The sequence below is a fragment of the Parabacteroides merdae ATCC 43184 genome (genome assembly GCF_025151215.1).
GTDB classification, from domain to species: Bacteria; Bacteroidota; Bacteroidia; order Bacteroidales; family Tannerellaceae; genus Parabacteroides; species Parabacteroides merdae.
The window spans coordinates 3,102,029-3,126,425 of sequence record NZ_CP102286.1 but is presented as its reverse complement, the minus strand read 5'-3'; the positions used below and the strand labels follow the sequence as shown (position 1 = coordinate 3,126,425).

The window sequence follows — 24,397 nt, the reverse complement described above, 5'->3', positions numbered from 1 at the left end:
AAAATGGCGCGAATAACAAAAGACGTGAGTCCCTGTTATTAGCGCCATTTTCATTTGCTCCGATCATTTTCGTGAGATCACGAAAATGATCGGAGTTTATCTTGTTTTTATTTAATGATCTTCTCTATTTCCGAAAGATTCTTCTCTACATCGGCGTCTGTGACTTCGTAGTTTGTCAGGTCGCCTGCCAGATACTGGTCGTAAGCGGCCATGTCGATCAAGCCGTGACCGGACAGGTTGAACAGGATCGTACGTGGTTTGCCTTCGATTTTAGCCTGCTCTGCTTCGCGAATAGCGGCAGCGATAGCGTGGGAAGATTCGGGTGCCGGTATAATGCCTTCGCTCTGAGCGAATAACGTGGCAGCTTTGAATGTTTCAAGCTGCTGGATATCTACAGCATCCATCAGGCCGTCTTTCTTTAATTGGCTGACGATAGAACCTGCACCGTGATAACGCAGACCGCCTGCGTGTATATTGGCCGGGGCGAAGTTATGCCCTAAAGTGAACATCGGAAGCAGTGGCGTGTAGCCGGCTTCGTCACCGAAGTCGTACTGGAATTGTCCACGTGTCAGTTTCGGGCAGGAGGCCGGTTCGGCAGCCACGATACGGATATTTTTTCCTTGTGTCAGCTTATGACGCAGGAATGGGAATGCAATACCGGAGAAGTTTGAACCACCACCGAAACAAGCGATAACTACGTCCGGGTATTCTCCTGCCATCTCCATTTGTTTTTCAGCTTCCAGGCCGATAACTGTCTGGTGGAGCATCACATGGTTCAGCACGCTACCCAATACATATTTACAATTGGGCGTCTGCATAGCCAACTCGACCGCTTCGGAGATGGCTGTTCCCAGGCTTCCCTGATAATTCGGGTGCTTGGTGATAATGTCGCGGCCCGCACGTGTACTCATACTGGGCGAGGCGATCACCTCGGCTCCGAACGTCTGCATGATAGAACGGCGGTAGGGTTTCTGGTTGTAGCTGACCTTTACCATATAGACAGCCAGTTCCAATCCGAAATGTTTGGCGGCCATAGCCATGGAAGCTCCCCATTGTCCGGCGCCTGTTTCGGTCGTGACATTGGTCACGCCTTCCTTTTTGCAGAAATAGGCCTGCGGAATAGCGGAATTCAGTTTATGAGATCCGACAGGGCTGACACTTTCGTTCTTGAAGTAGATGTGAGCCGGCGTGTCGAGTGCTTTTTCAAGTCCGTAAGCGCGGACCAACGGAGTCGGACGCCAGATTTTATACATGTCGCGAACTTCTTCCGGGATTTCGATCCAGGCATCCGTCTGGTTCATCTCCTGGTCTACCAATCCTTTGGCAAATAGAGGATAGAGATCTTCAGGCTTGAGCGGTTCCTTTGTTTTGGGGTTGAGCGGAGGAAGCGGTTTATTCTCCATGTCTGCTACGATGTTGTACCAGGCTGTAGGAATATCTTTCTCCTGCAGTAAAAATTTCTTACTTTCCATGATGTTGTTATGTAGTTTACATTATTAATCGATTTGGCCTTTAAGGCTTACAACTTGGAAGCAAAGTAACAAATAATATTTCGTTCTTCAAATGAAATACAGGAAAATATATATCTTTGTGGCTCAACTCTGTTAAACTGGTAACAAACTATAAGAATGAAAAAGCTGATATTACTGCTGGCCGGCATCTGCATGGCCTTTCCGGCATTCCACATCTTGGATTAATTTCACTTGCGGGACGAAATGGAAGGGGCACTTCTTTGCCGGTTATACCAAGAACTTGGGAACGGCCGACGTATTAGTTTCCGCCACCGAGTATGGTATGGGATTGGATATAGACCAGTTTTCTCTACCAATATCGCTTTCTCCTACAATCTGCCCCATTGGCAAATCGGTATGGAATATATGCCGACGACAGCTTGGTATGGTGATACGGACAAAGCCTTTGGCAAGACCGTCAATACGCATAGTGTCACGAACCATCGTATATTGGGACTTGTGATGTATTACTTTTAAAGGCTCGAAGAATTTCCCTGTTCCTTTTTCCAAGCGTTTTTCAGAGCTCTAAGAATTATCTTTGAATAAAACTGATGGTTCCCTATAGTGGAACTACGACTTGCTTGGTGTGAATGTATTAAAATGTTATTCTCTCCGTTTTTTGTATGGGTGTCAGGGAGGCTTTTACCAGGATATTTCCTGTTTTTCGGATAAGGTTAAGGTGTAGTAAGACTCTTCTTGTTTTGCAGTAATCCCAAACTTCCTTACCTTTGCAATCAATTTGAAAAGACAGAAATGAAAAGATATTTGCTACTCTTCGCGGCCTTATGCATGGTTATGGCCGGTCATGCTCAGAAAAAGAATTTTTCTTATAAATTTTATGGACAGGTGCGTGGCGACCTGTTTTATAATTCACGTGCCAATGCTGAAATTGTGGATGGGCTATTCCACCTTTATCCTAAAGACAAGAATTTGGATGCCGATGGTAATGACCTGAATGCCACGGCAAACGGGAGTTTCTATCTGCTCTATTCCCGTTTGGGAGTAGACGTGACGGGACCGAATATCGGGAAAGCCGTGACAACAGCCAAGTTAGAGGCGGATTTTCGCGGCTCCGGAAGCAACTGGGCGGTCTTGCGTATTCGCCATGCTTATGTCAACTTAGATTGGGGAAAATCGGCGGTACTGGTAGGACAAACCTGGCATCCGTTGTTCGGCGATGTATCTCCGCAAATGTTGAACCTTTCGACCGGTGCGCCTTTCCAACCGTTTAACCGTAGCCCTCAGATCCGTTACCGGTACACGTCGGGCAAAGGGTTGCAGCTGACAGGAGCCGTGTTGTGGCAGTTGCAGTATTTGTCTGCCGGCCCGAACGGAAAAAGCGAGGAATATATCAAGAACAGCTGCATCCCGGAAGTCTACGTCTCGGCTGATTATAAGGTTGATGGTTTGATTGCCGGCGTCGGCATGGAAGTGCTGTCCTTGAAACCCCGACAGCAAACGACGGTGGACGACCGGGTGTATAAAGTGAACGAGCGGGTCACTTCGTTGTCTTTTGAGGCATATGCCAAATATATGACTCAGGATTGGGTGATTGCAGGTAAGACGTTGCTGGCTTCCAATCTGACGCAAGCCTGTATGTTGGGTGGTTATGCGGTTACCTCTGTCGATCCGCGTACAGGTGAACAGGAGTATACGCCTTACCGTCATTCCATGACTTGGCTGAATATAGTCTATGGCAAGAAATGGAAACCGGGAATCTTTGTCGGCTATCTGAAGAACTTAGGAACGGGAAAGACGATTGCCGGGCCGACCTATGGTGTCGGATTGGAGGTGGATCAGGTGTTTACTACCAACCTCCAACTCTCTTATAATCTGCCCCACTGGAAGCTGGGAGTGGAATACAGTCCTTCTCTTGCCTGGTATGGAGATATGAATGCAGAAAATGGTAAAATAGAAAACACGCATTCGGTGACGAACCACCGTGTGTTGGGTGTTCTGATCTATATGTTTTGATGAAAAAGATATTGGTTATAGGTGCTAATGGGTTTGTCGGGAGAAGAATCCTGGATAACCTTTCGGAGAACGGGGCCTGCGAAGTATTCGGCTGTTCCCTTCATCCGGATATCCGTCCGGGAGGGAACCATACTTCCGTCCGGTTGGACATCAACGACTATCCGGCGGTGGAGGCCTTGTTCGACCATATCTGTCCTGATGTCGTTGTCAATTGTTCGGCTCTTTCCGTCCCGGATTATTGCGAGCAGCACCGTGAGGAGGCGTATGCCATTAACGTGTCGGCGGTAGAGAACTTGGCGTATTGTTGCGAGCATCAGGGGAGCCGATTGATCCATTTGTCGACAGACTTTGTGTTTGACGGGAGAAGTGACCGTCTTTATACGGAAGAAGATCTGCCCGCTCCGCTCAATTACTATGGCGTGACCAAGTATCAGGGAGAACAGGCGGTAGCGAGTATTTGCCGCAACTATGCTATTGTCCGTGTGGTTGTCGTCTATGGGAAAGCGTTGCCGGGACAGCATGGCAATGTCCTTCAATTAGTCAAGAACCGCTTGGAAGCAGGGCAAGAGATCCGTGTCGTCGCCGATCAATATCGCACACCGACTTGGGTAGAGGATATTGCCGACGGAGTGGAACGGCTTGTGCATACCGATGATTCCGGTATTTATCATATCTGTGGCGCGGAATATCTTTCTATCGCAGAAATGGCATACCGTGTAGCCGATTATTTCGGACTGGATCGTTCACTGATCTGTCCGGTCACAACGGAAGAGATGAAGGAGGCAACGCCACGTCCACGCAATAGCGGACTGTCCATCGAAAAAGCAAAACGCGAATTGGGCTATCGCCCGCATACGCTGGAAGAAGGACTGAAAGAAATGAAGATATAATTTAGGCACGGATTACACGGAAAGAAAATAAATTTATCCGTGTAAATCCGTGCCTAAAAGATCCTGATAAAGGAGTTTTGACATCTCCTTCTCTTTATATCCAAATATCGTATATCGTTTATCCGATATTCTTTACTTTCAACAGATATTCTGCAATCTGTACAGCATTCAGGGCTGCCCCTTTTTTGATCTGGTCGCTTACTGTCCAGAATGTCAAGCCGTTCGGGTTCGTGATATCCTTACGGATACGGCCCACATAAACTGGGTCTTTTCCAGCGATGAACAACGGCATCGGATAGTCTTTCTTCGCTGGTTCGTCCTGCAGGATGACACCTTCGGCTTCGGCGAACGCCTTACGAGCTTCTTCTACGCTGACCGGTCGTTCTGTCTCTACCCAAGTCGCTTCGCTGTGGGCACGCATAACCGGAACACGTACACAAGTTGCGCTCACCTCGATGTCAGAGTGCATGATCTTGCGTGTTTCATTATACATCTTCATCTCTTCCTTCGTGTAGCCGTTATCCGTAAATACGTCTACGTGAGGGATGACATTGTAAGCCAGTTGATAAGCGAACTTTTCCACAGTCGGTTCTTCGCCTTTCAGCAGTTGTTCATATTGTTTTACCAGTTCGGCCATTGCTGTTGCGCCTGCACCGCTGGCAGCCTGGTAGGTCGATACGTGTACACGCTTGATGTGCGACAGGCCTTCGATTGCCTTCAATGCAACGACCATCTGGATGGTGGTACAGTTCGGATTGGCAATGATACCGCGCGGACGATTCAGTGCATCTTCCGGATTCACTTCGGGAACTACCAAAGGTACATCGTTGTCCATGCGGAATGCGCTGGAATTGTCGATCATCACAGTACCATATTTCGTAATGGTTTCTGCGAATTCGATAGAAGTACCGCCACCGGCCGAAACAAAAGCAACATCGATTCCCTTGAAGTCGTCGTTATGCTTAAGCTCCTTGACGGTAATTTGTTTACCACGGAAAGTATAAACACGTCCGGCACTGCGAGATGAGCCAAAAAGCACAAGCTCATCCATTGGGAAGTTTCTCTCGTCGAGTACGCGCAGGAATTCCTGTCCTACCGCTCCACTCACTCCAACAATTGCTACTTTCATTTTGAGCACTAATTAATTTGTTTATAAAAAAAATAGTATAACTTTACAACGTTTACGGAAAGCTTTGCATTTCCTTCATTACAACGTTTTGGGGTGCAAAGATATGCAAATTATAAACAAAACTAGAATGCTATGAAACAATTTATTCTTTATCTCTTCATATTACTTCCTTTTTGTGTGAATTCACAGGTGAATGAGACGTTTGACGGCCCGATGTTGGGGGCCGACTGGATCGGCAAAGACAGAGGGCAGTTTGTAGTCAATGCTGATGGCAGGCTTCAGTTGAATATCAAACCGACAGAGTCAGGTACTGCTTCCATAGGCAAAGAAATCGCCTATTCGCCCGATATGCAATGGGAGTTCGATGTTTATATGCAAAACCAACCGAGCGACGAGAACAAATTATGTATCTATTTGTATCAGGAAAATCAAGAACGTTATTATTATGTACGTATCGGGAATACCGGCAACAAGGAACTAGGACTGAAGCGTAACGGAAACGGGAATTTGATTCTGCCACAGACCGATTTTGAAGAGTCGCCATTGTTGTTACATGTGAAAGTGACGCTTGAAGACAATCTCCGGTGGAGTTTGTATTACAAGACAGACGATATGGAGGGATACCGCCTTGAAGGTTCAGCCATGTACACGATCGAAGAGCCGGTTGAGAGAGGCAACTTGGTGTTTACGTTTTATTACACGAAGACACGAAGTTCTCTTTTCAGCATAGATAATGTGTGTGTGCTTAATCGGGTGACGGAGACACCGATCGAGCCGGACAAGCCTGAAGAAGAACCGGGAGAATCAGAAAGTCCGCCAAAGTTGCTTGAGGTCGAGCCGCTATCGGCCTCCAACTTGCTGTTCGCTTTTGATAAGCCGGTTGATATTGATAAGGCTGTCTTCAGTATTTCGGATATTGGAGACGCTTACCTCAAAAGGTATGTAGATGCAGGGACGAAGCAATTCGTAAGCACTTTTTTCGATCAAGAGATGCAGTTGGACCATTCATACACGATCTCTTATGCCGGTCTTCGCTCTTTGTCGGGAAAGGCGATGCCGGATGAAGCTGTCGAAGTCGTGTTGAGAGGGGAAGAAGAACCTGGGACGGATAAGCCGGAACCGAAGCCTGATCCGGATGAACCGGAGAGCTATCCAGCAGGTTCGGTCGTTATCAATGAAGTCATGGCAAAGCCGGGAGATGGAAGAATGGTGGAATATATCGAATTACATAATACGACTGCTGCTACCGTCTCGTTGGACGGATGGGTGTACAAGAATGTGACGGGGAAGAAGACGAAAGCCCTGCCAGAGATGGATTTGCCTGCTGGCGGATATGCAGTTTTACTGGACCAGGAGGATGCGTTCTCCTTCCCTGTCCAAACGTTGCTGATTCCTATCGAGAAGTTTCCGGCTTTGAATGACAAAGGAGCTGTATTGCAATTGTGGGATGCTGCCGGGGGCAAGATAGAAGAAGTGGCGTATGAAGCGGCTACCTCCGGAGTGTCGTGGGAACGAGGCACTTCAGGCTGGCATCTTTCTACTGATCCACGTGGTGGAACTCCCGGTGCCGTTAATTCTTCTCCCGATAAGGAGGAAGATCCGCCGGTAGATCCAGACCGACCCGATGTCCCGGATAATCCGGATGATCCCAACATTCCGGGAGTCACAGAACTGATCCAACCCGGAGAAATCATCATTAACGAGTTGCTCCCTGACCCATATGTCGGAGGCAGCGAATATATCGAATTGTATAATCGTTCGGAGCATTCCTTGTCTTTGTCCGCCCTTTCTGTCGCCATCCGTAAATCGGACGGAACACTTAGCACTCGCTATCCATTGACTTCCGTCCTGCATAATCTGGAGGCAAAAAGTTACCTCCTCTTGACCAAGAACTTGGAAGGTGTGACTTCTTTTTATGATATAGCCGATCCGTCTGCTCTTTGCGGATTGGCCAAGCTTCCTATTCTTGCCAATACATCTTCTACCTTGGTATTGTTTCGTACAGCGGATGAAATAATAATAGATGAAGTCGCCTATTCGTCTAAATGGCATGCTCATTCAGTCAAAAATAAAAAAGGAGTTGCCCTTGAGCGTATCGATCCGGATGCCGCTACACAAGACGCGGCAAACTGGACCTCCGCTTCCGAAACAGTTGGCTATGGCACACCTGGCTATCAGAACTCCCAATACAAAGACGCTTCATCGGGCGGTGCCACGGGTATAGAACCTCCTGTGTGGATAGAAGAGTCCGGTAGTTACACGGTGTCCTACCTGCTCGACCGTCCGGGATATAGCTGTCGCGCTTTCGTTTTCAATACCTCCGGTCTGCGTGTAGCTGATATATCCAATCATGAGTTGTTAGGCATCTCCGGTAAGATCACATGGAGTGGCGTAGCCAACAACGGAAGTCCGCTGCAAACAGGTGTCTATATCTTTTATGCTGAAATATACCACCCCGAAGGTACGGTGAAACGCTTTAAAAAGGCTTTCCTGATCCGGTGATAGAGGATTTATTCATAAACTGCCTTATACCAGCCGACTCTTTGTTTATACCATTCGAGCATTTTGGGTAGAGATTCTTGCGGAACGAAAATGGTCAGGCCGCAATAGCTTTTGATCGGCAACGCATTTCCTATGGCGGCGTAGTAGGATTTGGGCGTATGGGCCTTGTAGACGACTGCTTTATCCAGGCAACTGATGAAACGATCGTATTGTTCGGCTGTCGCCAACTGCTTGATATAATCATTGAAGTCATAAAGCATTCCTGGGCTACGGTATAAATATTCCAGTCTTTGCATGTTCTTTGGATCGAGACTGTAAATATCGCTTTCGGTCTTATCTGCCAAGATATCATGTATTGCGCTTTTCAGATTATCCAGTTCGCTTGTTTTCGTGAGCGATACGGTCGCATACGGATAGGTATTGTTCAGGTAATGGTTGTAGAATGTTTCACCAACCTTTTCCAGTTGCAGGTCAGTAGCGAACAGTTGCGGCATCATCTCTTCATAAGGCCATCCGTCCGCCATTGTTTCGGTGGGAGAAGCTAAGATATATTCAGCTTTGTTTCTAAGCTCATAAGTGCATTCGACGCTTGCCATGTAGCAGGCATCGAACAGGATAAAATCAAATAGATCATCTGGCAGTCCCTTTGCCAGGTCGTCGATCTCCATCCAGTTGTTGCCGTCCTGTCCGAACGCTTTCAGCTTATTCTGGTAGTCGGAAGGAAGCCAGGCTGTCCCATGGCTCCATAACACCAACCCGTAACTGTCTGCCGGATATTGTGAAACCACTTCGCCGATCACGCTCCGCATCACGTCCGGATCAGCCGAATTCTGCTTTTCATAGTCCTTCAGATGGATTTTCTTGACAACACCGTTTTCTTCTTTTATCCGGAGAAGTTCCGGGGGCGAACCGGCGGGAGCATAATAAACGATCAGGTTTCCTCCGTTGAGATTTTTGCTGGTTGCTCCTTCTATCATGCTTTCTATGTTTTTCGAGGCGAAGCTGTTGAGGCTGTTATTGGCCATCATATAGACTAATATGGTGCGGGTTGTCCGGGGTTCCGGAGTCTCGTTCTCGGAGCAGCTTGTGAATCCTAGGCAAAGGATGATAAACAGAGTGATAAGTTTAAATTTCATATACCCCCAATACTAAATAGTTTATTCTACAAAGATATGCAATAAATCTGTCCGAATGTGTATTCAGTATCGATTCTGTTTATAAATATATAGATTTTACATATTTAAATAGGTGTCGGTTCCGATATGCGGCACTCTGAGAGATCGGCCTGGGATGACCGGTAAATTAATCCGTTTCATACCATCAACTAAATCAAAACACCCCAAGAACTAATTCATAACATATAGTAAAGTATCTGTTGGTAGTCACTATCTATTGCCTATATGTAGTACTACCTATAGACGATATGTAGTGCTACCTATTTGCGATAAGTAGTACTACATATAAATAATATACTGTATGTCTTGATTTAGTTTACTATGACTTCCGAGTTAGTTTAGGGTATGTTTCGGATTAGTTGTTCCGCGAGGGTGGGAGATTCCGGATGAATTGCTTTTTTAATCAAAAGGTTGGAATGTATGAAATGGATTGATTTCTACACGTTTTCGTCTCTTTCGTTGCGGATGGCGCGTGGAGATTTGCCGAAGTTGGCCCGGCAGAAATGGGAAAAGTTAGACAAGGATTCGAAACCGTACTTATAGCAGATCTCGGATATGCTTGCATTCGTGGTTATCAGGTCGTTTTGTATATCCAGGCATTTCTTTTTGGTCATCCATTGGTAAGCTGGCTCTCCGAACGTATCTTTGAATAAACGCCGGAAGGTGATAGTGCTGTATCCTCCTAATTGAGCAAAAGACTCGACATCTTTCGCTTTCAGGTAATTTTGCATGACAAAGTAGCGGAATGTTTGGCTATACCTATATATAGGTGCATAAAAATTGGCGATCTCTTTCAATGTATAATAGCAGTTGAGCAGGAAATACAACTCCGTCTGCTTGGCTTTCAGGAATTCCACACACAGGAGTTCGTTGTTGAGGTACATTTTGAGCCCGTTGATAAAAAGGCGCAAAGGGAAACACATATCCATGACGATAGGGAGCATGGGAGACTCTTTCGCCAGTTCCAGTCCTTTGTTGAAACGGTCGGTACAAATGTTTTGCGGAGTCTCGAACAGGTAAAGGATGCATTCCGTGGATTCCAGGATGTGGAACTCTACACGTGAACCGATCGGCTGCATGATGAACTGCCCGTCGTGAAATACCGTATCCGGATGCTCGTCGCTGGTTACCCGAACGGAGCCGGATATCAGAAAATAGATCGTATTTTGTGAACACCGTTCTTTCGGGATCATCATTCCTTTCGGGAAAGAACGGTATTTGAATATCTGTTTCTGATAGTGGGAGCAAGAAGAACAGTCTGTATATTTCTGACAGATAAAATCTGACATCCGTGGCTGAATTTAAAGTTTTACCTTTTTGCTTTTACCTTGATTTTCATTATGGAAACGATCTACGGCTGTGACTACATAACGGTATTTGCGCTTTCCGTCGTCGTAGGGTAGCAGATAGTTCGTCTCGCGTGTGACCGCTACGATCTTAGAAGGATCGTCCAGATTGACCGATTCCTTGTTTTCGAAGCGGTAAATGACGAAATAGCTTGCCAATTCGGGATTGGTCTTGCTCTGTTCCGCCTGCCAGTGCAACATATAGCCCTGGGCAGTCCATTCGGCTTTCAGTTTCTTGACCTCTTGCGGAGCCCGGTTGTGCAGATGGGTGTAGGCCGGGATCAATGCCGGATAACGGTGGTAGTTCTGTTTCAGGCTGTCGGCCACCCCTTTGTTATTCCAGAGTATTTCGTTTGCAGGCCAAAAGCAATTGCCTTTTACTTTCGAGAGTGAACGTTCGTAAAGCATTTTGCGGGTGAGCTGGTCTGCTTTCATGGTACGTGCTACGTTTTGGCCGATATACAGATGCGTGCCTTCCCGCGTCGCGTTTTTGTTCCACCATTGGATCAGCGTGATATAGTCGGCAGCCGGATGTCCGATCTCCCAATATATCTGTGGAATGTTATAGTCTATCCAACCCTCTTTTACCCAGCGTGCCACATCGGCATACAGGTCGTCGTAGTTTTGCAATCCGTTGGTGTTGCTGCCTGAACCGTCGGGTGTGCTTTTTTTGTTGCGGTAGATGCCGAACGGGCTGATGCCGAATCTTACCCACGGTTTGGATAATAGGATGGTACGCTTGATCTCACGAATCAGCTTGTTTACATTTTCTCTTCGCCATTCTGCACGTTGTGATACTTTATATCCTTTGTTCAATCCGTATTTTTGAAAACTTTTGTCGTCCGGGAAAGGCATGCCCGCTACCGGATAGGGGTAGAAATAGTCATCCATATGGATCGCGTCTATATCGTAACGGCTCACGATATCCCGTACCACTCGGCAGATGAACTGCCGGCTTTCCGGTAGTCCCGGGTCAAACAGGATTTGCTTGTTGTAGGTCACGAACCATTCCGGATGCTTATTATATATATGTGAATCGGCAAAACGGGTATTCCCGGCTGTGCTTGCCCGATAAGGGTTCAGCCAGGCGTGGAATTCCATATTCCGTTTGTGGCATTCTTCGATCAGGAAGGCCGTCACATCGAAGTCTCCGGCCGGGGCGAGTCCCTGCCTGCCGGTATAGAAACGGCTCCAGGGTTCGATGTCGGATTTATAGAAGGCGTCGGCTTCCGGGCGTACCTGGAAGATGATAGCGTTGATCCCGCATTTTTGCAGATAGTTGAGCTTGCGGATAAAGTCTTTCCGCATTTGTGCGGGTGTCATATCCTTATATTCTCCCTGGAAAGCTGTCTGTATCCAAGCTCCGCGAAATTCTCGTTTCGCTTCTTTTCCAGTCGGTTGCTGCGGTATTTGTTGTGTCGTCTTACAGGATGTTACTGCTCCAAGCAACAAGATCAGTAACAGACGGAGGTGTTTTGCCATCATGAAGTCTGTGATTTGAGATTCTTTTGTTTGTTGTCTTATATACTTTGTACAAGCCGACACAAAGATAGCAAAAGTTTAAAAGTCTCTATCGTTTTTTATGTTATAAACAATGGTTTTGGAAATAATGCTGGATAAAAACTTGTTTGAAAAAGCATTTTTGAAAAGATATAAATCAATATAGAAACCAGAGGTGAAAGATAATCTTGCTACTTTTACCGTCGGAATCTTAAAAAGAACAGATCATGAGAAAACCTCTGTTTAAAACATTGCTTTGCCTTTCGTTGTTGGTCCCTTTTACGGGAAATGGGCAAGATAAAAATGCACTTGAGGCCGGTTTTATGAATCCGGCTGAAAAAGTACAAACTTCCGTTTATTGGTATTGGATCTCCGGGAATATCTCGGAAGAAGGAGTGAAGAAGGACCTGTATTCGATGAAAGAAGCTGGGATCAACCGGGCTTTTATCGGGAATATCGGCTTGGAAGGGATTCATACGCCCTATAAGACCGTTCCGTTTTATAGTGAAGAATGGTGGAAGATATTGCATGCAGCCCTTAAAACAGCGACGGAGTTAGGGATAGAGATCGGTATCTTTAATTCACCCGGATGGAGCCAGTCGGGCGGTCCGTGGGTGAAACCGGAGCAGGCGATGCGTTATCTGGCATCGGTAAAGGCGGAAGTCAGTGGAGGAAAACAGGTAGAAGTGGTTTTGGCGAAACCCGATAAAGACTTTCAGGATGTGAGGGTGATCGCTTTTCCCTCTGTCGAAAAGAAAGCGACCCGATTGTCGGCGGCAAATGCAAAAGTGACATCTGCTATGTCTTTGCAAAACCTGAACAGCCTGATTGACGGAGATAAGGAGACTGCCGTGCTTTTTACGGAAAAAAGCGAAAAGCCGGTGGCGATTGATTTCAGGACGGACCAACCGTTTACTTTACGCAGTTTGCAAATCTTCCCTGCCCGTCAGCCGATTCAAACCAATGCCCGTTTATTAGTAAAAGAGAACGGAGGCTATCGGATGCTGTCCGAATTTAAGATCGACCGTTTCAATGCGAATTTGAATGTCGGCTTCGATCCGTATGCTCCGGTTGTTATCTCTGTCCCGGAGACGACGGCAAGCGAGTTCCGGTTGGAACTGGCTAACACGGCATCTGGTATGGGATTGGGAGAGGTGGAATTCTTGTCCCTTCCTGCTGTGGAACGTTATCCCGAAAAGACATTAGCCAAGATGTTTCAGACTCCGCTTCCTTATTGGCATGAATACCAGTGGCCGGTACAACCGGAAGTGGGTGATCCCTCTCTGGTTATTGATCCGGGGAAAGTATTGGATATTTCAGCTTTCTTGCAAGGAGACCGCCTTATCTGGAAAGCTCCGGCGGGAGAATGGACGATCCTGCGTACCGGTATGCTCCCGACGGGCGTGACGAACAGCCCGGCTGATCCCGAAGCGACCGGACTGGAGATAGATAAGATGAGCCGCAAGCATGTAGAAGCGCATTTCGAGGCTTTCATGGGTGAAATCTACCGTCGTATTCCGGCTGAAGACCGTGCTTGTTGGAAAGTAGTCGTACAAGATAGTTACGAAACGGGTGGACAAAACTTTACCGACGATTTCTTGTCGGAATTCCAGGCGCGTTACGGCTATGACCCGTTACCGTTTCTTCCCGCTTATGAAGGATATGTGGTCGGGAGCGAGGATCGTTCCGACCGTTTCCTTTGGGATTTGCGCCGTCTGATCGCAGATAAGGTCGCATACGATTATGTCGGCGGCTTACGGGATGTCTGTCATAAATATGGTTTGACGACCTGGTTGGAAAACTACGGGCATTGGGGGTTTCCCGGTGAGTTCCTGCAATATGGCGGACAATCGGACGAGATAGGAGGTGAGTTCTGGAGCTTTGGCGATTTAGGGAATATCGAGAACCGTGCCGCCTCTTCCTGCGGACATATTTATGGAAAGCAGAAGATCTCGGTCGAATCGTTTACCAGTGGAGGGACGCCTTTCAGTTGTTATCCTGCCATGATGAAACAGCGTGGCGACCGTTTCTTTACGGAAGGAATCAATAATACGTTGTTGCATGTCTATATCTCGCAGCCTTCGGAAGAACGGGAGCCGGGGATGAACGCCTGGTTCAGCAGCGAATTCAACCGGCTGAACACCTGGTATCCGCAGATGGATTTGTTTACATCCTATCTGAAACGAGTCAACTATATGTTGCAACAAGGCTTGAATATTGCCGATGTCGCTTATTTCATCGGCGAAGATGCTCCCAAGATGACCGGTATCGTAGACCCTGAACTGCCGAAAGGCTACCAGTTCGATTATATCAATGCCGAGGTGATCGAGCGCGACCTCTTTGTAAAGGACGGTTTACTGACGTTGCCTCACGGCACTCAATACCGGATACTGGTACTTCCGAAGCTTGAAACCATGCGTCCCGAACTACTTGCCAAGATCAAGAAACTGATCGAAGACGGTGCAGTTGTCTTAGGTCCGGCTCCGAAACGTTCGCCGAGTGGAGAATCATTCCCGACGGCTGACAGGCAGGTTGAAAAGTTGGCCGGCGAATTATGGTCCGGTTTGGACGGGCGAAGTGTGAAGGCTGTCAAAAGAGGAAAGGGCGAATTGCTGTTCGGTATGACAATGGAGGAGGCCTTGAAGCATATCGGTTGTGTGCCGGATTGCGGATTGCCGGCAGATGCTCCGGTTCTCTATGGACATCGTTCTGCCGAAGATGCAGATATCTATTTTATCTCCAACCAGAAAGACGAGATGATTGAGATCCGTCCGGAATTTCGTATCCGTTCAAGGCAACCGGAATTGTGGGATGCGACAACAGGCCGTATTCGTACGCTTCCGGCCTATGAGGTGACAGCTGCGGGGACAGTCGTTCCATTGAAGTTGTATCCTTATGAGAGTGCTTTTATCGTGTTCCGTCGGTCGGCCACAAAAGCAGAGGAGACAGGGTTACAACTAAACTATCCGGTTCTGCAGACGCTTGTCCGCCTGGATGCTCCCTGGAAAGTATCCTTTGAGGAAAAGAGAAGAGGCCCCGCAAGCCAGACCTTTGCCCGCCTGGAAGATATCAGTAAGAACGAGAACCCCGATATCCGCTATTATTCCGGTACGATTTGGTACGAAACGGAATTTAAGTTGAAAAAGAAGCCTGAGGGCGAATTGTATCTGAATCTGAACGATGTCGGTGTGATGGCAAAAGTGAAGATCAACGGTCAGTATGCCGGTGGTGTCTGGACGGCTCCCTACCGGGTAAATGTCACGGATTTGGTTCGTAAAGGAAAGAATAAAGTCGAGATAGAGGTCGTTACCACTTGGATGAACCGTTTGATCGGCGACAGTGGTTTGCCGGAATCCGAACGGAAAACCTGGACACCCTGCAATAGCTGGAAACCAACCGATACGTTGCAGAAATCCGGCTTGGTCGGCCCCGTTTATATAGAATGTGTAAATTGATTGTTTCCGAATGTGAATGTCAGTCGTTTACTTGGCAAAACGGCAATCCTTTTTTACCTTTGCGTTGTTTATATTGGGTACGGATTACACAGATGTGTAATCCGTGTCTATATGTCAGGCTGATAAATCATCATTATGTCCGAAAACAATTCTATATTCATCAAAGGAGCTCGAATCAATAACCTGAAAAATATCGATGTCGAGATCCCCAGAGATAAACTGGTCGTTATAACCGGCCTTTCCGGTAGTGGAAAATCATCATTGGCATTTGATACGTTGTATGCGGAGGGGCAGCGCCGCTATGTGGAGAGCCTTTCGGCCTATGCCCGTCAGTTCCTGGGGCGTATGAGCAAGCCGGAATGCGACTATATCAAAGGTATTCCCCCTGCCATTGCCATCGAACAAAAGGTGAACACCCGTAACCCGCGTTCGACGGTGGGAACCTCTACGGAGATATACGAATACCTTCGGCTCCTGTATGCCCGTATCGGGAAAACCATCTCTCCCGTGTCGGGGAAGGAGGTGAAGAAACATCAGGTGAGCGATATCGTGAAAGAAGTTTTGGGTTATCCCGCCGGGACTCGTTTTGCCGTATACGCCCCTGTCGTCCTGCCGGATGGGCGCAGTATCAAGGAACAATTGGAAATCCTGCAAAAAGAAGGTTACACCCGTTTGTCTATCAATGAGACCGTTTACCGTATCGGTGAAGTATTGGCGGATGACGCATTGCTTTCCTACCCGGTGATCGAACTGTTGATAGACCGTCTGGTCGTATCGGATGACAAGACATTGAAAAGCCGTCTTGCTGATTCTGCCGAAACGGCATTTTTTGAAGGGCACGATACTTGTATCATCCGTATCTACACATCCGAAGGAACGGTTGTAAAAGAATATTCCAAGAAATTCGAGGCCGATGGTATGGTGTTCGAGGAACCGACCGATATGATGTTCAGTTTTAATAACCCGTTAGGCGCCTGCCCGACTTGCGAAGGTTTCGGGAAGGTGCTCGGTATCGATGAAAATCTGGTCGTGCCGGATAAAAGCTTGTCTGTTTTCCAGGGAGCGGTAGTCTGCTGGAAAGGCGATGTGATGGGAGAATGGCTGAAAGAGTTTATAGTGAAGAGCGAGAAATATAACTTCCCGATCCATCGTCCTTATTACGATCTGACGCAAAAGGAGAAAGACTTGCTTTGGCACGGTGCCCGCGGACTGCACGGCATCGATGACTTTTTTAAATTTGTGGAAGAGAACCTGTATAAGATACAGTACCGTGTGATGTTTGCGCGTTATCGTGGAAAGACCGTTTGCCCGACTTGCAAAGGGTCCCGTCTGCGTCCCGAAGCCCTTTATGTAAAGGTAGGGGGAAAGGATATTGCGGAACTGGTTACCCTTCCGATCACGGAAGCAAAAGCCTTTTTCGATAATCTTCGACTTGACGAGAACGAGGCATCCATTGCCAAACGTTTGCTGACGGAGATCACTAACCGCCTGCAATTCCTGTTGGATGTGGGGTTGGGCTATCTGACGCTTGACCGCCTGTCTTCCTCTCTTTCCGGAGGAGAAAGCCAGCGTATCAATTTGGCGACTTCTTTGGGGAGTAGCTTGGTCGGGTCTCTTTATATATTGGACGAGCCGAGTATCGGGCTCCATTCTCGTGACACCGATTTGCTGATCAAGGTGCTCCGGCAATTGCAAGCATTAGGTAATACGGTTGTTGTGGTGGAGCATGACGAAGAGATTATCCGTGCGGCCGATTACATTATCGACATCGGTCCGAAGGCCGGTCGCCTGGGTGGGGAAGTGGTCTATCAGGGTGATGTGGACGATTTGAAAACCAGTAGCAACAGCTATACCGTCCGGTATCTGACGGGAGAGGACCAGATAGAAGTGCCCCTTTATCGTCGTCCCTGGAATAATTATATCGAGGTGAAAGGTGCCCGTAAAAACAATTTGAAAGGGATTGATGTGAAGTTCCCCCTGAATGTGATGACAGTCGTAACAGGTGTCAGCGGTTCGGGTAAAAGTTCGCTCGTGCGTGATATTTTCTACGAAGGTGTCAAGCATTATTTAGACGAGGCTGCCCGCTTGATGGTTGACTGTTCCGGCTTGGAAGGCGATATGCACATGATCAAAAGTATCGAGTTTGTCGACCAGAACTCCATCGGAAAGAGTTCCCGTTCCAACCCGGTGACCTATATCGGGGCCTATGATGAGATCCGTAAACTTTACGGTGAGCAGCCTTTGGCTAAGCAGATGGGCTATTCGGCTGCCTATTTCTCCTTTAATAAGGAAGGCGGGCGATGTGAAGAATGTAAAGGAGAAGGCAGGATCACGGTCGAGATGCAGTTCATGGCCGATATCACCCTCGAATGCGAAACCTGCCACGGCAAGCGCTTCAAACAGGATGTGCTCGATGTCGAATATCACGGTGCGAGTATCTATGATATGCTGGAAATGACCGTGAACCAGGCGATTGAGTTCTTTGGACAATATCCGGGATCACAGGAAAAGAAGATTGTCAAAAAGTTGAAACCCCTCCAGGATGTTGGGTTGGGGTATATCAAACTCGGACAGACTTCATCCACTTTGTCCGGTGGTGAAAACCAGCGTGTGAAACTTGCTTACTATTTGGGTCAAGAGAAGCAGGAACCGACACTTTTCGTCTTTGACGAGCCGACGACTGGCCTGCATTTCCATGATATCAAGACGTTGCTAAAGGCTTTCAATGCCCTGATCGATAAAGGTCATACGGTTGTCATTATCGAACATAACATGGATGTGATCAAATGTGCCGACTATCTGGTAGATCTCGGCCCCGAAGGTGGGAATGCCGGAGGAAATCTGGTTTGCACTGGAACGCCGGAGGAGGTGGCCATGTGCGAGGCATCTTATACGGGAAAATATTTAAAGGATAAACTCTGATAAAACATGGAGAGGCGCGTTAGTAAAACACGTCTGTCACGATAATTCGAGGAAGGTGTGCCAATTTGATATCACTGGACGCAGATGACGCAGAATACACAGATAGACGCAGGTTATTTTGCTGATAATTAATAATATCTGCGTTGATCTGCGCTCGTCTTCGTTGTTTGCGTCCCATGAATACCGATATTTGACACACCTTTCTCAAACTATGTCTGAATTAGTGAGCAGGATTTTGTTTCGACTATTTTATTTTTTGCTCTTTTCCTGCTCTGCAACCTGATGAACGCGGTCGGCAACATATTCTACTTTGTCCAAGCCTGCGTCTTTCAGGTTCATCGCTTCTTCTTTTGCCTTTGAAGCGAGGTGGTGGAGGTTTGCGTGGAGGCAACGGAATTTTCCATCATCTTCCATTTTGCGGAGTACATAACCTGTGACAACTCCGACTACCATACCGATTAATAAATCTTTCATACCATTACGTTTTTAAATGATTACTACTTTAGTTTTGTTTATTCAAAACAAGAGGTAAATCCGTATTGTTTCGGTTTTTAAAGTATTTATAGGTATTGCGGGAAAATATACGGCAACCCGTTTCTTTCCGCTGAAAGAGGATTGCCGTATAAAAGTTAGGAATAAGGTCTTGGTGATTTCTTCGCGTCTTCAAAATAAGTAATATAAGTGTGTGTTTCTCTTTTTTACAGACAAAGGTAGAAGGGGGATGTTACAAAATTGTTACAGTGGGTGTACAGTCTCGTTAAAATGTTTTACTAAAATAAAGGACTGCTATTGCTGGGTCATTGAAATACTGTATTTTTGTGGGTATAACAATCAAATAAATCAAGACAATATGGCTCAGTACAAACGTATCCTGTTGAAATTAAGCGGAGAATCGCTTATGGGAGGTAAACAATATGGTATAGACGAAGTTCGTCTGAACGAATATGCGACGCAGATCAAGGAAATTGCCAAAATGGGTGTCCAGATTGGAATTGTGATTGGTGGCGGCAACATCTTTCGCGGCCTGAGCGGGGCTTCCAAAGGCTTCGACCGTGTGAAAGGCGACCAGATGGGGATGCTGGCAACGGTCATCAACAGTTTGGCCTTGAGTTCTGCCCTCGTCGCTCAGGGCGTGAAAGCCAAAGTGCTGACTGCTATCCGTATGGAACCGATCGGCGAGTTTTATAACAAATGGCGTGCGATCGAATTGCTTGAACAGGGCCATGTTGTGATTATGTCGGGCGGTACTGGCAATCCGTTTTTTACGACTGACACAGGTTCTTCCCTGCGTGGTATCGAGATCGAAGCGGATGTGATGCTGAAAGGAACCCGTGTAGATGGTATCTATACTGCCGATCCGGAAAAGGATCCGACTGCTACCAAGTTCTCGGACATCACCTACGACGAAATCTATACGCGCGGCCTCAAGGTGATGGACCTGACAGCCACCACGATGTGTAAGGAAAACAATCTTCCGATCATCGTCTTCGACATGGACACCAACGGTAATCTGAAAAAGGTGATGAGCGGTGAAAACATCGGAACGCTGGTGCATAATTAATGCTGAAATGAATAACAAACGTATAGGGGTGCTTGCGAGTGCCCTGGTGGGTTGTATCTTCACCTTGAGTGCGCAAGACCTGACAATGAAAATAACGAAGAGATACCTCAATCTGCCGGTTTCGCATCAGGTAGACCGGGCTCTGATGACATTTGATGTGGGAGGGCGGCAAGAGCGGGTGTTTGAGATTCGTTTGGCCTCGGGAAAACCGGACTATTGGGTGTTTTGCGATATGTCTGCCTTGAAGAACAAAGAGATAAAAATATCTTATACTGGGAATAAAACAGGTATAAACAAGATTTATCAAGCAGATGAAATAACCGGGCAAGATAGCTTGTATAAAGAAACCAACCGTCCGCAAATCCACTATACTCAACGTAGAGGATGGAACAATGATCCTAATGGATTGCTGTATTATGACGGTGAATATCACTTGTTCTACCAACATAATCCGTATGAACGCGACTGGGGGAATATGCATTGGGGGCATGCAGTAAGCAATGATTTGATACATTGGGAAGAGCTACCGATCGCCCTGTATCCCGACGAACACGGTACGATGTTTTCCGGTTCGGCAGTGATCGACTATGATAATACTTCTGGCTTCGGAAAGAATGGTATTCCGGCGATGGTGGCTATTTATACAGCTGACAACCCGGAAAAGCAGGTGCAATGTATAGCCTATAGCCTGGATAAAGGACGCACTTGGACAAAATATAAGGGCAATCCGGTGATCGATTCTAAGGCCAAATGGAACAGTAAGGATACTCGCGATCCGAAAGTCTTTTGGCATAAACCATCAGGTAAATGGGTCATGGTGCTGAATGAGCGCGATGGACATTCCATATACAACTCTGACAACTTGAAAGACTGGACATTCGAAAGCCATATTACCGGTTTTTGGGAGTGTCCTGAATTGTTCGAACTCCCTGTCGATGGGAATAAGGACAATACTAAATGGGTGATGTATGGTGCTTCCGGGACTTATATGTTGGGTGTGTTTGACGGAAAGAAATTTACACCTGAATCCGGCAAATATTACTATTCGACTGGTTCTATCTATGCTGCCCAGACGTTTACGAATATACCTGAGTCGGATGGCCGTCGTATTCAGATCGGTTGGGGGCGTATCTCTCATCCGGGAATGCCTTTTAATGGGATGATGTTATTCCCGACGGAGTTGTCTTTGAGAACGACGAAAGACGGCATTCGCCTGTTTAGTAAACCGATCGACGAACTTGACCGCTTGCAGACCTCAGTCGGAAAGTGGAGAGCGCTGACGGCAGATAAAGCTGATGAACTGCTTCGGCAGTATAAGGATGCAAGTACATTGCGTATCCGTACAACCCTCAAATTGTCTCATGCCACGAATGCCGGCCTGAACCTGTTCGGGCAGTCATTACTGGATTACGATATGAATTACAATCGGATCAATGGTGTGTTTTATTCGCCCGAGGACATGACAAGCATGGAAATCGCGGCCGATATTATCTTGGATAAAACTTCTATTGAAGTTTATATTGATGATGGGGCTTATTCTTATTCGATGGAGCGTCGGCCGGACTTGAAAAACAGGGAAGGATTCCATTTTTTTGGAAATAATATCGAAGTAAAAGAAATGGAAGTATACACGTCCCGATCCATCTGGGAGTAATTTAGAAAATATAAAATAAGTAAATTAATGAAAGATAGTAAACCTGTTGTTGTCGGTATAGGCGAACTCCTTTGGGATGTGTTGCCAACGGGGAAACGTGCCGGAGGCGCTCCGATCAATTTTGTATACCATGCTACCCAATTGGGGGCCGAAGGATATGCGGTCAGCGCGGTCGGGAATGACGTGTTTGGGACGGAGATCGTCCAGGAGTTGGATAAGAACGGTATCTGCCATTTGCTGGGGACAGTCGAATATCCTACCGGAAGCGTGATGGTGGAGTTGAAAGACGGTATCCCGACCTATACGATTATAGAAGGTGTTGCCTGGGATCATATACCTTTGACTCAGGAAGCCGTCGATCTGGTGAAAGAAGCGGATGCCATCTGCTTCGGTACGTTGGCGCAGCGTTCGCCCGAATCGCGTGCGACGATTCATGCGTTACTTTCCTATGCCCGTAAAGAGGCGCTTCGGTTTTTCGATGTCAATATCCGCCAGTCTTACTACTCGAAGGAGTTGATCGCCAGTCTGCTGGAAGAGGCGAATGTATTTAAGATCAATGACGAGGAACTCGACCTGATACGTGAAATGTTCTCCCTTTCGGAGGATGAAGATACAGCTTGCCGCCAATTGGTTGAGCGTTACAGCCTGCGCTATATGATTTTGACTGCCGGCAGTCGCTACAGTTCTGTCTATACGGTTGCCGACAAGTCGACGATTCTTACTCCCAAAGTCGAGGTGGCTGATACGGTCGGGGCGGGAGATTCTTTCTCTGGAGCATTCGTTTATTCTATATTAGCCGGTAAATCCTTGCGCGAAGCCCATCAAACAGCTGTCGGGACAGCAGCTTTTGTTTGTACGAAAGAGGGTGCATGGCCTGCTTATCCTATATAAAGACTGATTATGAAAGAGAAAAGCTTGTATATAAGGCTGATCCCAGTGATGTTAGTTTTCTTCACGATGGGATTTGTGGATTTGGTAGGAATTGCCTCCAACTATGTGAAGTTGGATTTAGGATTGACGGATTCCGAAGCGAATATCTTTCCTTCTTTAGTGTTCTTCTGGTTTCTGATCTTTTCCGTCCCGACGGGAATGTTGATGAATAAGATCGGGCGGAAAAAGACGGTCATGCTGAGCCTAGTCGTTACCTTCGTGTCGTTGCTGATCCCATGTTTCGGCGATGGCTATATGGTGATGTTGGTCTCTTTTTCTTTATTAGGGATCGGGAATGCTTTGATGCAGACCTCTCTGAACCCGCTTCTCTCTAATATTATTACTGAAGATAAGTTGGCGAGTAGTTTGACTTTCGGGCAGTTTGTCAAGGCGATCGCTTCTTTTCTGGCACCTTATATCGCCATGTGGGGGGCGACGGCGGCGATCCCTTCGCTGGGATTGGGCTGGCGTGTACTGTTCCCGGTCTATATGGCAATAGCGATTGTGGCAATTTTACTGTTGGGGGCGGCTTCTATTAAGGAAGAGGCGCCGGAAGGTAGACCGTCCACATTTGCCGAATGCATAGCCTTGTTGGGTAACCCGTTTATCTTGTTGATGTTTGTAGGTATCATGTGCCATGTCGGCATAGATGTTGGTACGAATACTACCGCCCCAAAGATCCTGATGGAAAGGTTGGGGGTGGATATACATGCGGCGGCATTTGCAACGAGCCTCTATTTCATTTTTCGTACGATCGGTTGCCTGACCGGTTCGTTGGTCTTAGCTCATTGGGCGGCGAAGAAGTTTTTTGTCGTCAGTGTCGTACTGATGGTTGCTTCGATGGCAGGTTTCCTTTTGTTTGACAGTAAGGTCCTGCTATATGTCAGCATTGCTTTGGTCGGATATGGCAATTCAAACGTCTTCTCTATCCTTTTCTCCCAGGCTTTGTTGTCGATGCCTCAACGGCAAAACGAAGTATCCGGCTTGATGATTATGGGACTTTTCGGTGGAACGGTTTTTCCGCTCTTGATGGGCTTTGCTTCTGATGCCCTTCATTCGCAGACAGGTACCTTGTTGGTCTTGGTAGTTGGAGTGTTTTATCTGCTCTTCCTTTTTACGAAGTTGAGGTAGTCCCGGCAGTTCGGGAATAACATATTTCTATAAACAGTTTGCCAAAAAGAAAAACTTTACTATTTTTGTTTGCCTAATAACAAAGAAAACAAAAATATACAATCACTTATGGCAGATATAAAGCAGTATGTAAAGGCGGCAGAAGAGAAGATGACTTTCGCAATTGAATATTTGGACGAACAGTTGTCTCATATCCGTGCCGGAAAGGCGAATCCGAAAATTTTGGATTGTGTGAGAGTCATGTATTACGGTGCTCCTGTCCCTTTGACAAATGTGGCTACCGTAACTGTTCCGGATGCAAGAACGATCATGATCACTCCTTGGGAGAAGAAGATTATAAAGGATATTGAAAAAGGAATTATGGATTCCGAAGTCGGTATCACTCCTGAAAACAATGGTGAAGTGATTCGTTTGGGTATTCCTCCTCTGACGGAAGAACGTCGTCGTCTGTTGGCTAAACAGTCTAAGCAGGAAGCGGAAACTGCTAAAATCAGTATTCGTAACGCTCGCCGTGATGCGATCGAGCAATTGAAGAAGAGCATTAAGACTGACGGAACTCCTGAGGATGTCGAGAAAGATGCGGAAGCAGAAGTTCAGAAGGTCCATGACAAGTATATCAAGAAAGTAGATGAACTCTACGCCGCAAAAGAAAAAGAAATAATGACAGTATAACGAGTTGAAAGTTGAGAGTTGAAAGTGACGGAATAGATCCTTTCT

17 protein-coding genes are annotated in these 24,397 nt (G+C 46.8%); 11 read left to right on the top strand and 6 right to left on the bottom strand.

The window, feature by feature from the left end; translation table 11 throughout:
* Positions 1 to 107 precede the first annotated feature (107 nt).
* Positions 108 to 1,472 carry a TrpB-like pyridoxal phosphate-dependent enzyme gene (locus tag NQ542_RS13075; RefSeq protein WP_005633229.1) on the bottom strand — a complete coding sequence of 455 codons (1,365 nt, stop codon included), beginning with the start codon at positions 1,470 to 1,472 and terminating at the stop codon, positions 108 to 110.
* A gap of 243 nt (positions 1,473 to 1,715) precedes the next feature.
* Between NQ542_RS13075 and NQ542_RS13070 the strand changes: the two genes are divergently transcribed.
* The 3 genes from NQ542_RS13070 (at position 1,716) to rfbD (ending at position 4,375) form a co-directional block, all read left to right on the top strand.
* On the top strand, positions 1,716 to 1,988 hold the full coding sequence (locus NQ542_RS13070; protein WP_224204833.1) for a hypothetical protein: 273 nt from the start codon (positions 1,716 to 1,718) through the stop codon (positions 1,986 to 1,988).
* 276 nt (positions 1,989 to 2,264) lie between these two features.
* Positions 2,265 to 3,485, top strand: coding sequence for a DcaP family trimeric outer membrane transporter (locus NQ542_RS13065; protein ID WP_005633223.1), 1,221 nt, complete (start codon positions 2,265 to 2,267; stop codon positions 3,483 to 3,485).
* Positions 3,485 to 4,375 carry a dTDP-4-dehydrorhamnose reductase gene (rfbD, locus tag NQ542_RS13060; protein WP_005633221.1) on the top strand — a complete coding sequence of 297 codons (891 nt, stop codon included), beginning with the start codon at positions 3,485 to 3,487 and terminating at the stop codon, positions 4,373 to 4,375. Before NQ542_RS13065 ends, rfbD begins: the two co-directional genes overlap by 1 nt.
* A 118-nt stretch (positions 4,376 to 4,493) precedes the next feature.
* On the opposite strand, the gene NQ542_RS13055 is transcribed toward rfbD, so the two are convergent.
* Positions 4,494 to 5,504 (bottom strand): aspartate-semialdehyde dehydrogenase, encoded by a 1,011-nt coding sequence (locus tag NQ542_RS13055; RefSeq protein WP_005633219.1) that lies wholly within the window; start codon positions 5,502 to 5,504, stop codon positions 4,494 to 4,496.
* A 132-nt stretch (positions 5,505 to 5,636) separates the two neighbouring features.
* Between NQ542_RS13055 and NQ542_RS13050 the strand changes: the two genes are divergently transcribed.
* Complete coding sequence (locus NQ542_RS13050; protein ID WP_005633217.1) at positions 5,637 to 8,006, top strand: lamin tail domain-containing protein; 2,370 nt, start codon at positions 5,637 to 5,639, stop codon at positions 8,004 to 8,006.
* A gap of 8 nt (positions 8,007 to 8,014) precedes the next feature.
* Here NQ542_RS13050 and NQ542_RS13045 read toward each other — a convergent pair whose 3' ends face one another.
* The 3 genes from NQ542_RS13045 to NQ542_RS13035 form a co-directional block, all read right to left on the bottom strand.
* Positions 8,015 to 9,142, bottom strand: a complete 1,128-nt coding sequence (locus NQ542_RS13045) for a clostripain-related cysteine peptidase (protein ID WP_005633216.1) — start codon at positions 9,140 to 9,142, stop codon at positions 8,015 to 8,017.
* A 476-nt stretch (positions 9,143 to 9,618) separates the two neighbouring features.
* Positions 9,619 to 10,470: an AraC family transcriptional regulator gene (locus NQ542_RS13040; protein ID WP_005649605.1), complete on the bottom strand. Its 852-nt coding sequence runs from the start codon at positions 10,468 to 10,470 to the stop codon at positions 9,619 to 9,621.
* Positions 10,471 to 10,482: 12 nt separating this feature from the next.
* Positions 10,483 to 12,012 (bottom strand): glycoside hydrolase family 10 protein, encoded by a 1,530-nt coding sequence (locus tag NQ542_RS13035; protein ID WP_005633212.1) that lies wholly within the window; start codon positions 12,010 to 12,012, stop codon positions 10,483 to 10,485.
* A gap of 242 nt (positions 12,013 to 12,254) precedes the next feature.
* On the opposite strand from NQ542_RS13035, the gene NQ542_RS13030 reads away from it, so the two are divergent.
* Together NQ542_RS13030 and uvrA are read left to right on the top strand one after the other, a co-directional pair.
* The gene (locus tag NQ542_RS13030; protein WP_005633211.1) at positions 12,255 to 15,482 is read left to right on the top strand and encodes a glycosyl hydrolase; all 3,228 of its coding nucleotides are present in this window, start codon (positions 12,255 to 12,257) and stop codon (positions 15,480 to 15,482) included.
* Between the two features lie 135 nt (positions 15,483 to 15,617).
* Positions 15,618 to 18,404 (top strand): excinuclease ABC subunit UvrA, encoded by a 2,787-nt coding sequence (gene uvrA / locus NQ542_RS13025; protein ID WP_005633208.1) that lies wholly within the window; start codon positions 15,618 to 15,620, stop codon positions 18,402 to 18,404.
* 249 nt (positions 18,405 to 18,653) lie between these two features.
* Here uvrA and NQ542_RS13020 read toward each other — a convergent pair whose 3' ends face one another.
* Positions 18,654 to 18,878: a hypothetical protein gene (locus NQ542_RS13020; RefSeq protein WP_005633206.1), complete on the bottom strand. Its 225-nt coding sequence runs from the start codon at positions 18,876 to 18,878 to the stop codon at positions 18,654 to 18,656.
* Positions 18,879 to 19,254: 376 nt separating this feature from the next.
* Between NQ542_RS13020 and pyrH the strand changes: the two genes are divergently transcribed.
* From pyrH to frr, 5 genes are all read left to right on the top strand, one after another.
* On the top strand, positions 19,255 to 19,965 hold the full coding sequence (gene pyrH, locus NQ542_RS13015; protein WP_005633205.1) for a UMP kinase: 711 nt from the start codon (positions 19,255 to 19,257) through the stop codon (positions 19,963 to 19,965).
* A 7-nt stretch (positions 19,966 to 19,972) separates the two neighbouring features.
* Complete coding sequence (locus tag NQ542_RS13010; RefSeq protein ID WP_005633204.1) at positions 19,973 to 21,619, top strand: DUF4980 domain-containing protein; 1,647 nt, start codon at positions 19,973 to 19,975, stop codon at positions 21,617 to 21,619.
* Between the two features lie 27 nt (positions 21,620 to 21,646).
* The gene (locus NQ542_RS13005) at positions 21,647 to 22,510 is read left to right on the top strand and encodes a carbohydrate kinase family protein (RefSeq protein WP_005633203.1); all 864 of its coding nucleotides are present in this window, start codon (positions 21,647 to 21,649) and stop codon (positions 22,508 to 22,510) included.
* 9 nt (positions 22,511 to 22,519) lie between these two features.
* Entirely contained in the window at positions 22,520 to 23,680 is a 1,161-nt protein-coding gene (locus NQ542_RS13000) for an MFS transporter (RefSeq protein WP_005633202.1), read from the top strand.
* A 108-nt stretch (positions 23,681 to 23,788) separates the two neighbouring features.
* Positions 23,789 to 24,352: a ribosome recycling factor gene (frr, locus tag NQ542_RS12995; RefSeq protein ID WP_005633201.1), complete on the top strand. Its 564-nt coding sequence runs from the start codon at positions 23,789 to 23,791 to the stop codon at positions 24,350 to 24,352.
* Positions 24,353 to 24,397: the final 45 nt, after the last annotated feature.

What these genes read in the sequence shown, in the direction of transcription:
- NQ542_RS13075 (WP_005633229.1), bottom strand. Translation starts at nt 1,472, where the DNA reads ATGGAAAGTAAGAAATTTTTACTGCAGGAGAAAGATATTCCTACAGCC.
- NQ542_RS13070 (WP_224204833.1), top strand. Translation starts at nt 1,716, where the DNA reads ATGGAAGGGGCACTTCTTTGCCGGTTATACCAAGAACTTGGGAACGGC.
- NQ542_RS13065 (WP_005633223.1), top strand. Translation starts at nt 2,265, where the DNA reads ATGAAAAGATATTTGCTACTCTTCGCGGCCTTATGCATGGTTATGGCC.
- rfbD (WP_005633221.1), top strand. Translation starts at nt 3,485, where the DNA reads ATGAAAAAGATATTGGTTATAGGTGCTAATGGGTTTGTCGGGAGAAGA.
- NQ542_RS13055 (WP_005633219.1), bottom strand. Translation starts at nt 5,504, where the DNA reads ATGAAAGTAGCAATTGTTGGAGTGAGTGGAGCGGTAGGACAGGAATTC.
- NQ542_RS13050 (WP_005633217.1), top strand. Translation starts at nt 5,637, where the DNA reads ATGAAACAATTTATTCTTTATCTCTTCATATTACTTCCTTTTTGTGTG.
- NQ542_RS13045 (WP_005633216.1), bottom strand. Translation starts at nt 9,142, where the DNA reads ATGAAATTTAAACTTATCACTCTGTTTATCATCCTTTGCCTAGGATTC.
- NQ542_RS13040 (WP_005649605.1), bottom strand. Translation starts at nt 10,470, where the DNA reads ATGTCAGATTTTATCTGTCAGAAATATACAGACTGTTCTTCTTGCTCC.
- NQ542_RS13035 (WP_005633212.1), bottom strand. Translation starts at nt 12,012, where the DNA reads ATGATGGCAAAACACCTCCGTCTGTTACTGATCTTGTTGCTTGGAGCA.
- NQ542_RS13030 (WP_005633211.1), top strand. Translation starts at nt 12,255, where the DNA reads ATGAGAAAACCTCTGTTTAAAACATTGCTTTGCCTTTCGTTGTTGGTC.
- uvrA (WP_005633208.1), top strand. Translation starts at nt 15,618, where the DNA reads ATGTCCGAAAACAATTCTATATTCATCAAAGGAGCTCGAATCAATAAC.
- NQ542_RS13020 (WP_005633206.1), bottom strand. Translation starts at nt 18,878, where the DNA reads ATGAAAGATTTATTAATCGGTATGGTAGTCGGAGTTGTCACAGGTTAT.
- pyrH (WP_005633205.1), top strand. Translation starts at nt 19,255, where the DNA reads ATGGCTCAGTACAAACGTATCCTGTTGAAATTAAGCGGAGAATCGCTT.
- NQ542_RS13010 (WP_005633204.1), top strand. Translation starts at nt 19,973, where the DNA reads ATGAATAACAAACGTATAGGGGTGCTTGCGAGTGCCCTGGTGGGTTGT.
- NQ542_RS13005 (WP_005633203.1), top strand. Translation starts at nt 21,647, where the DNA reads ATGAAAGATAGTAAACCTGTTGTTGTCGGTATAGGCGAACTCCTTTGG.
- NQ542_RS13000 (WP_005633202.1), top strand. Translation starts at nt 22,520, where the DNA reads ATGAAAGAGAAAAGCTTGTATATAAGGCTGATCCCAGTGATGTTAGTT.
- frr (WP_005633201.1), top strand. Translation starts at nt 23,789, where the DNA reads ATGGCAGATATAAAGCAGTATGTAAAGGCGGCAGAAGAGAAGATGACT.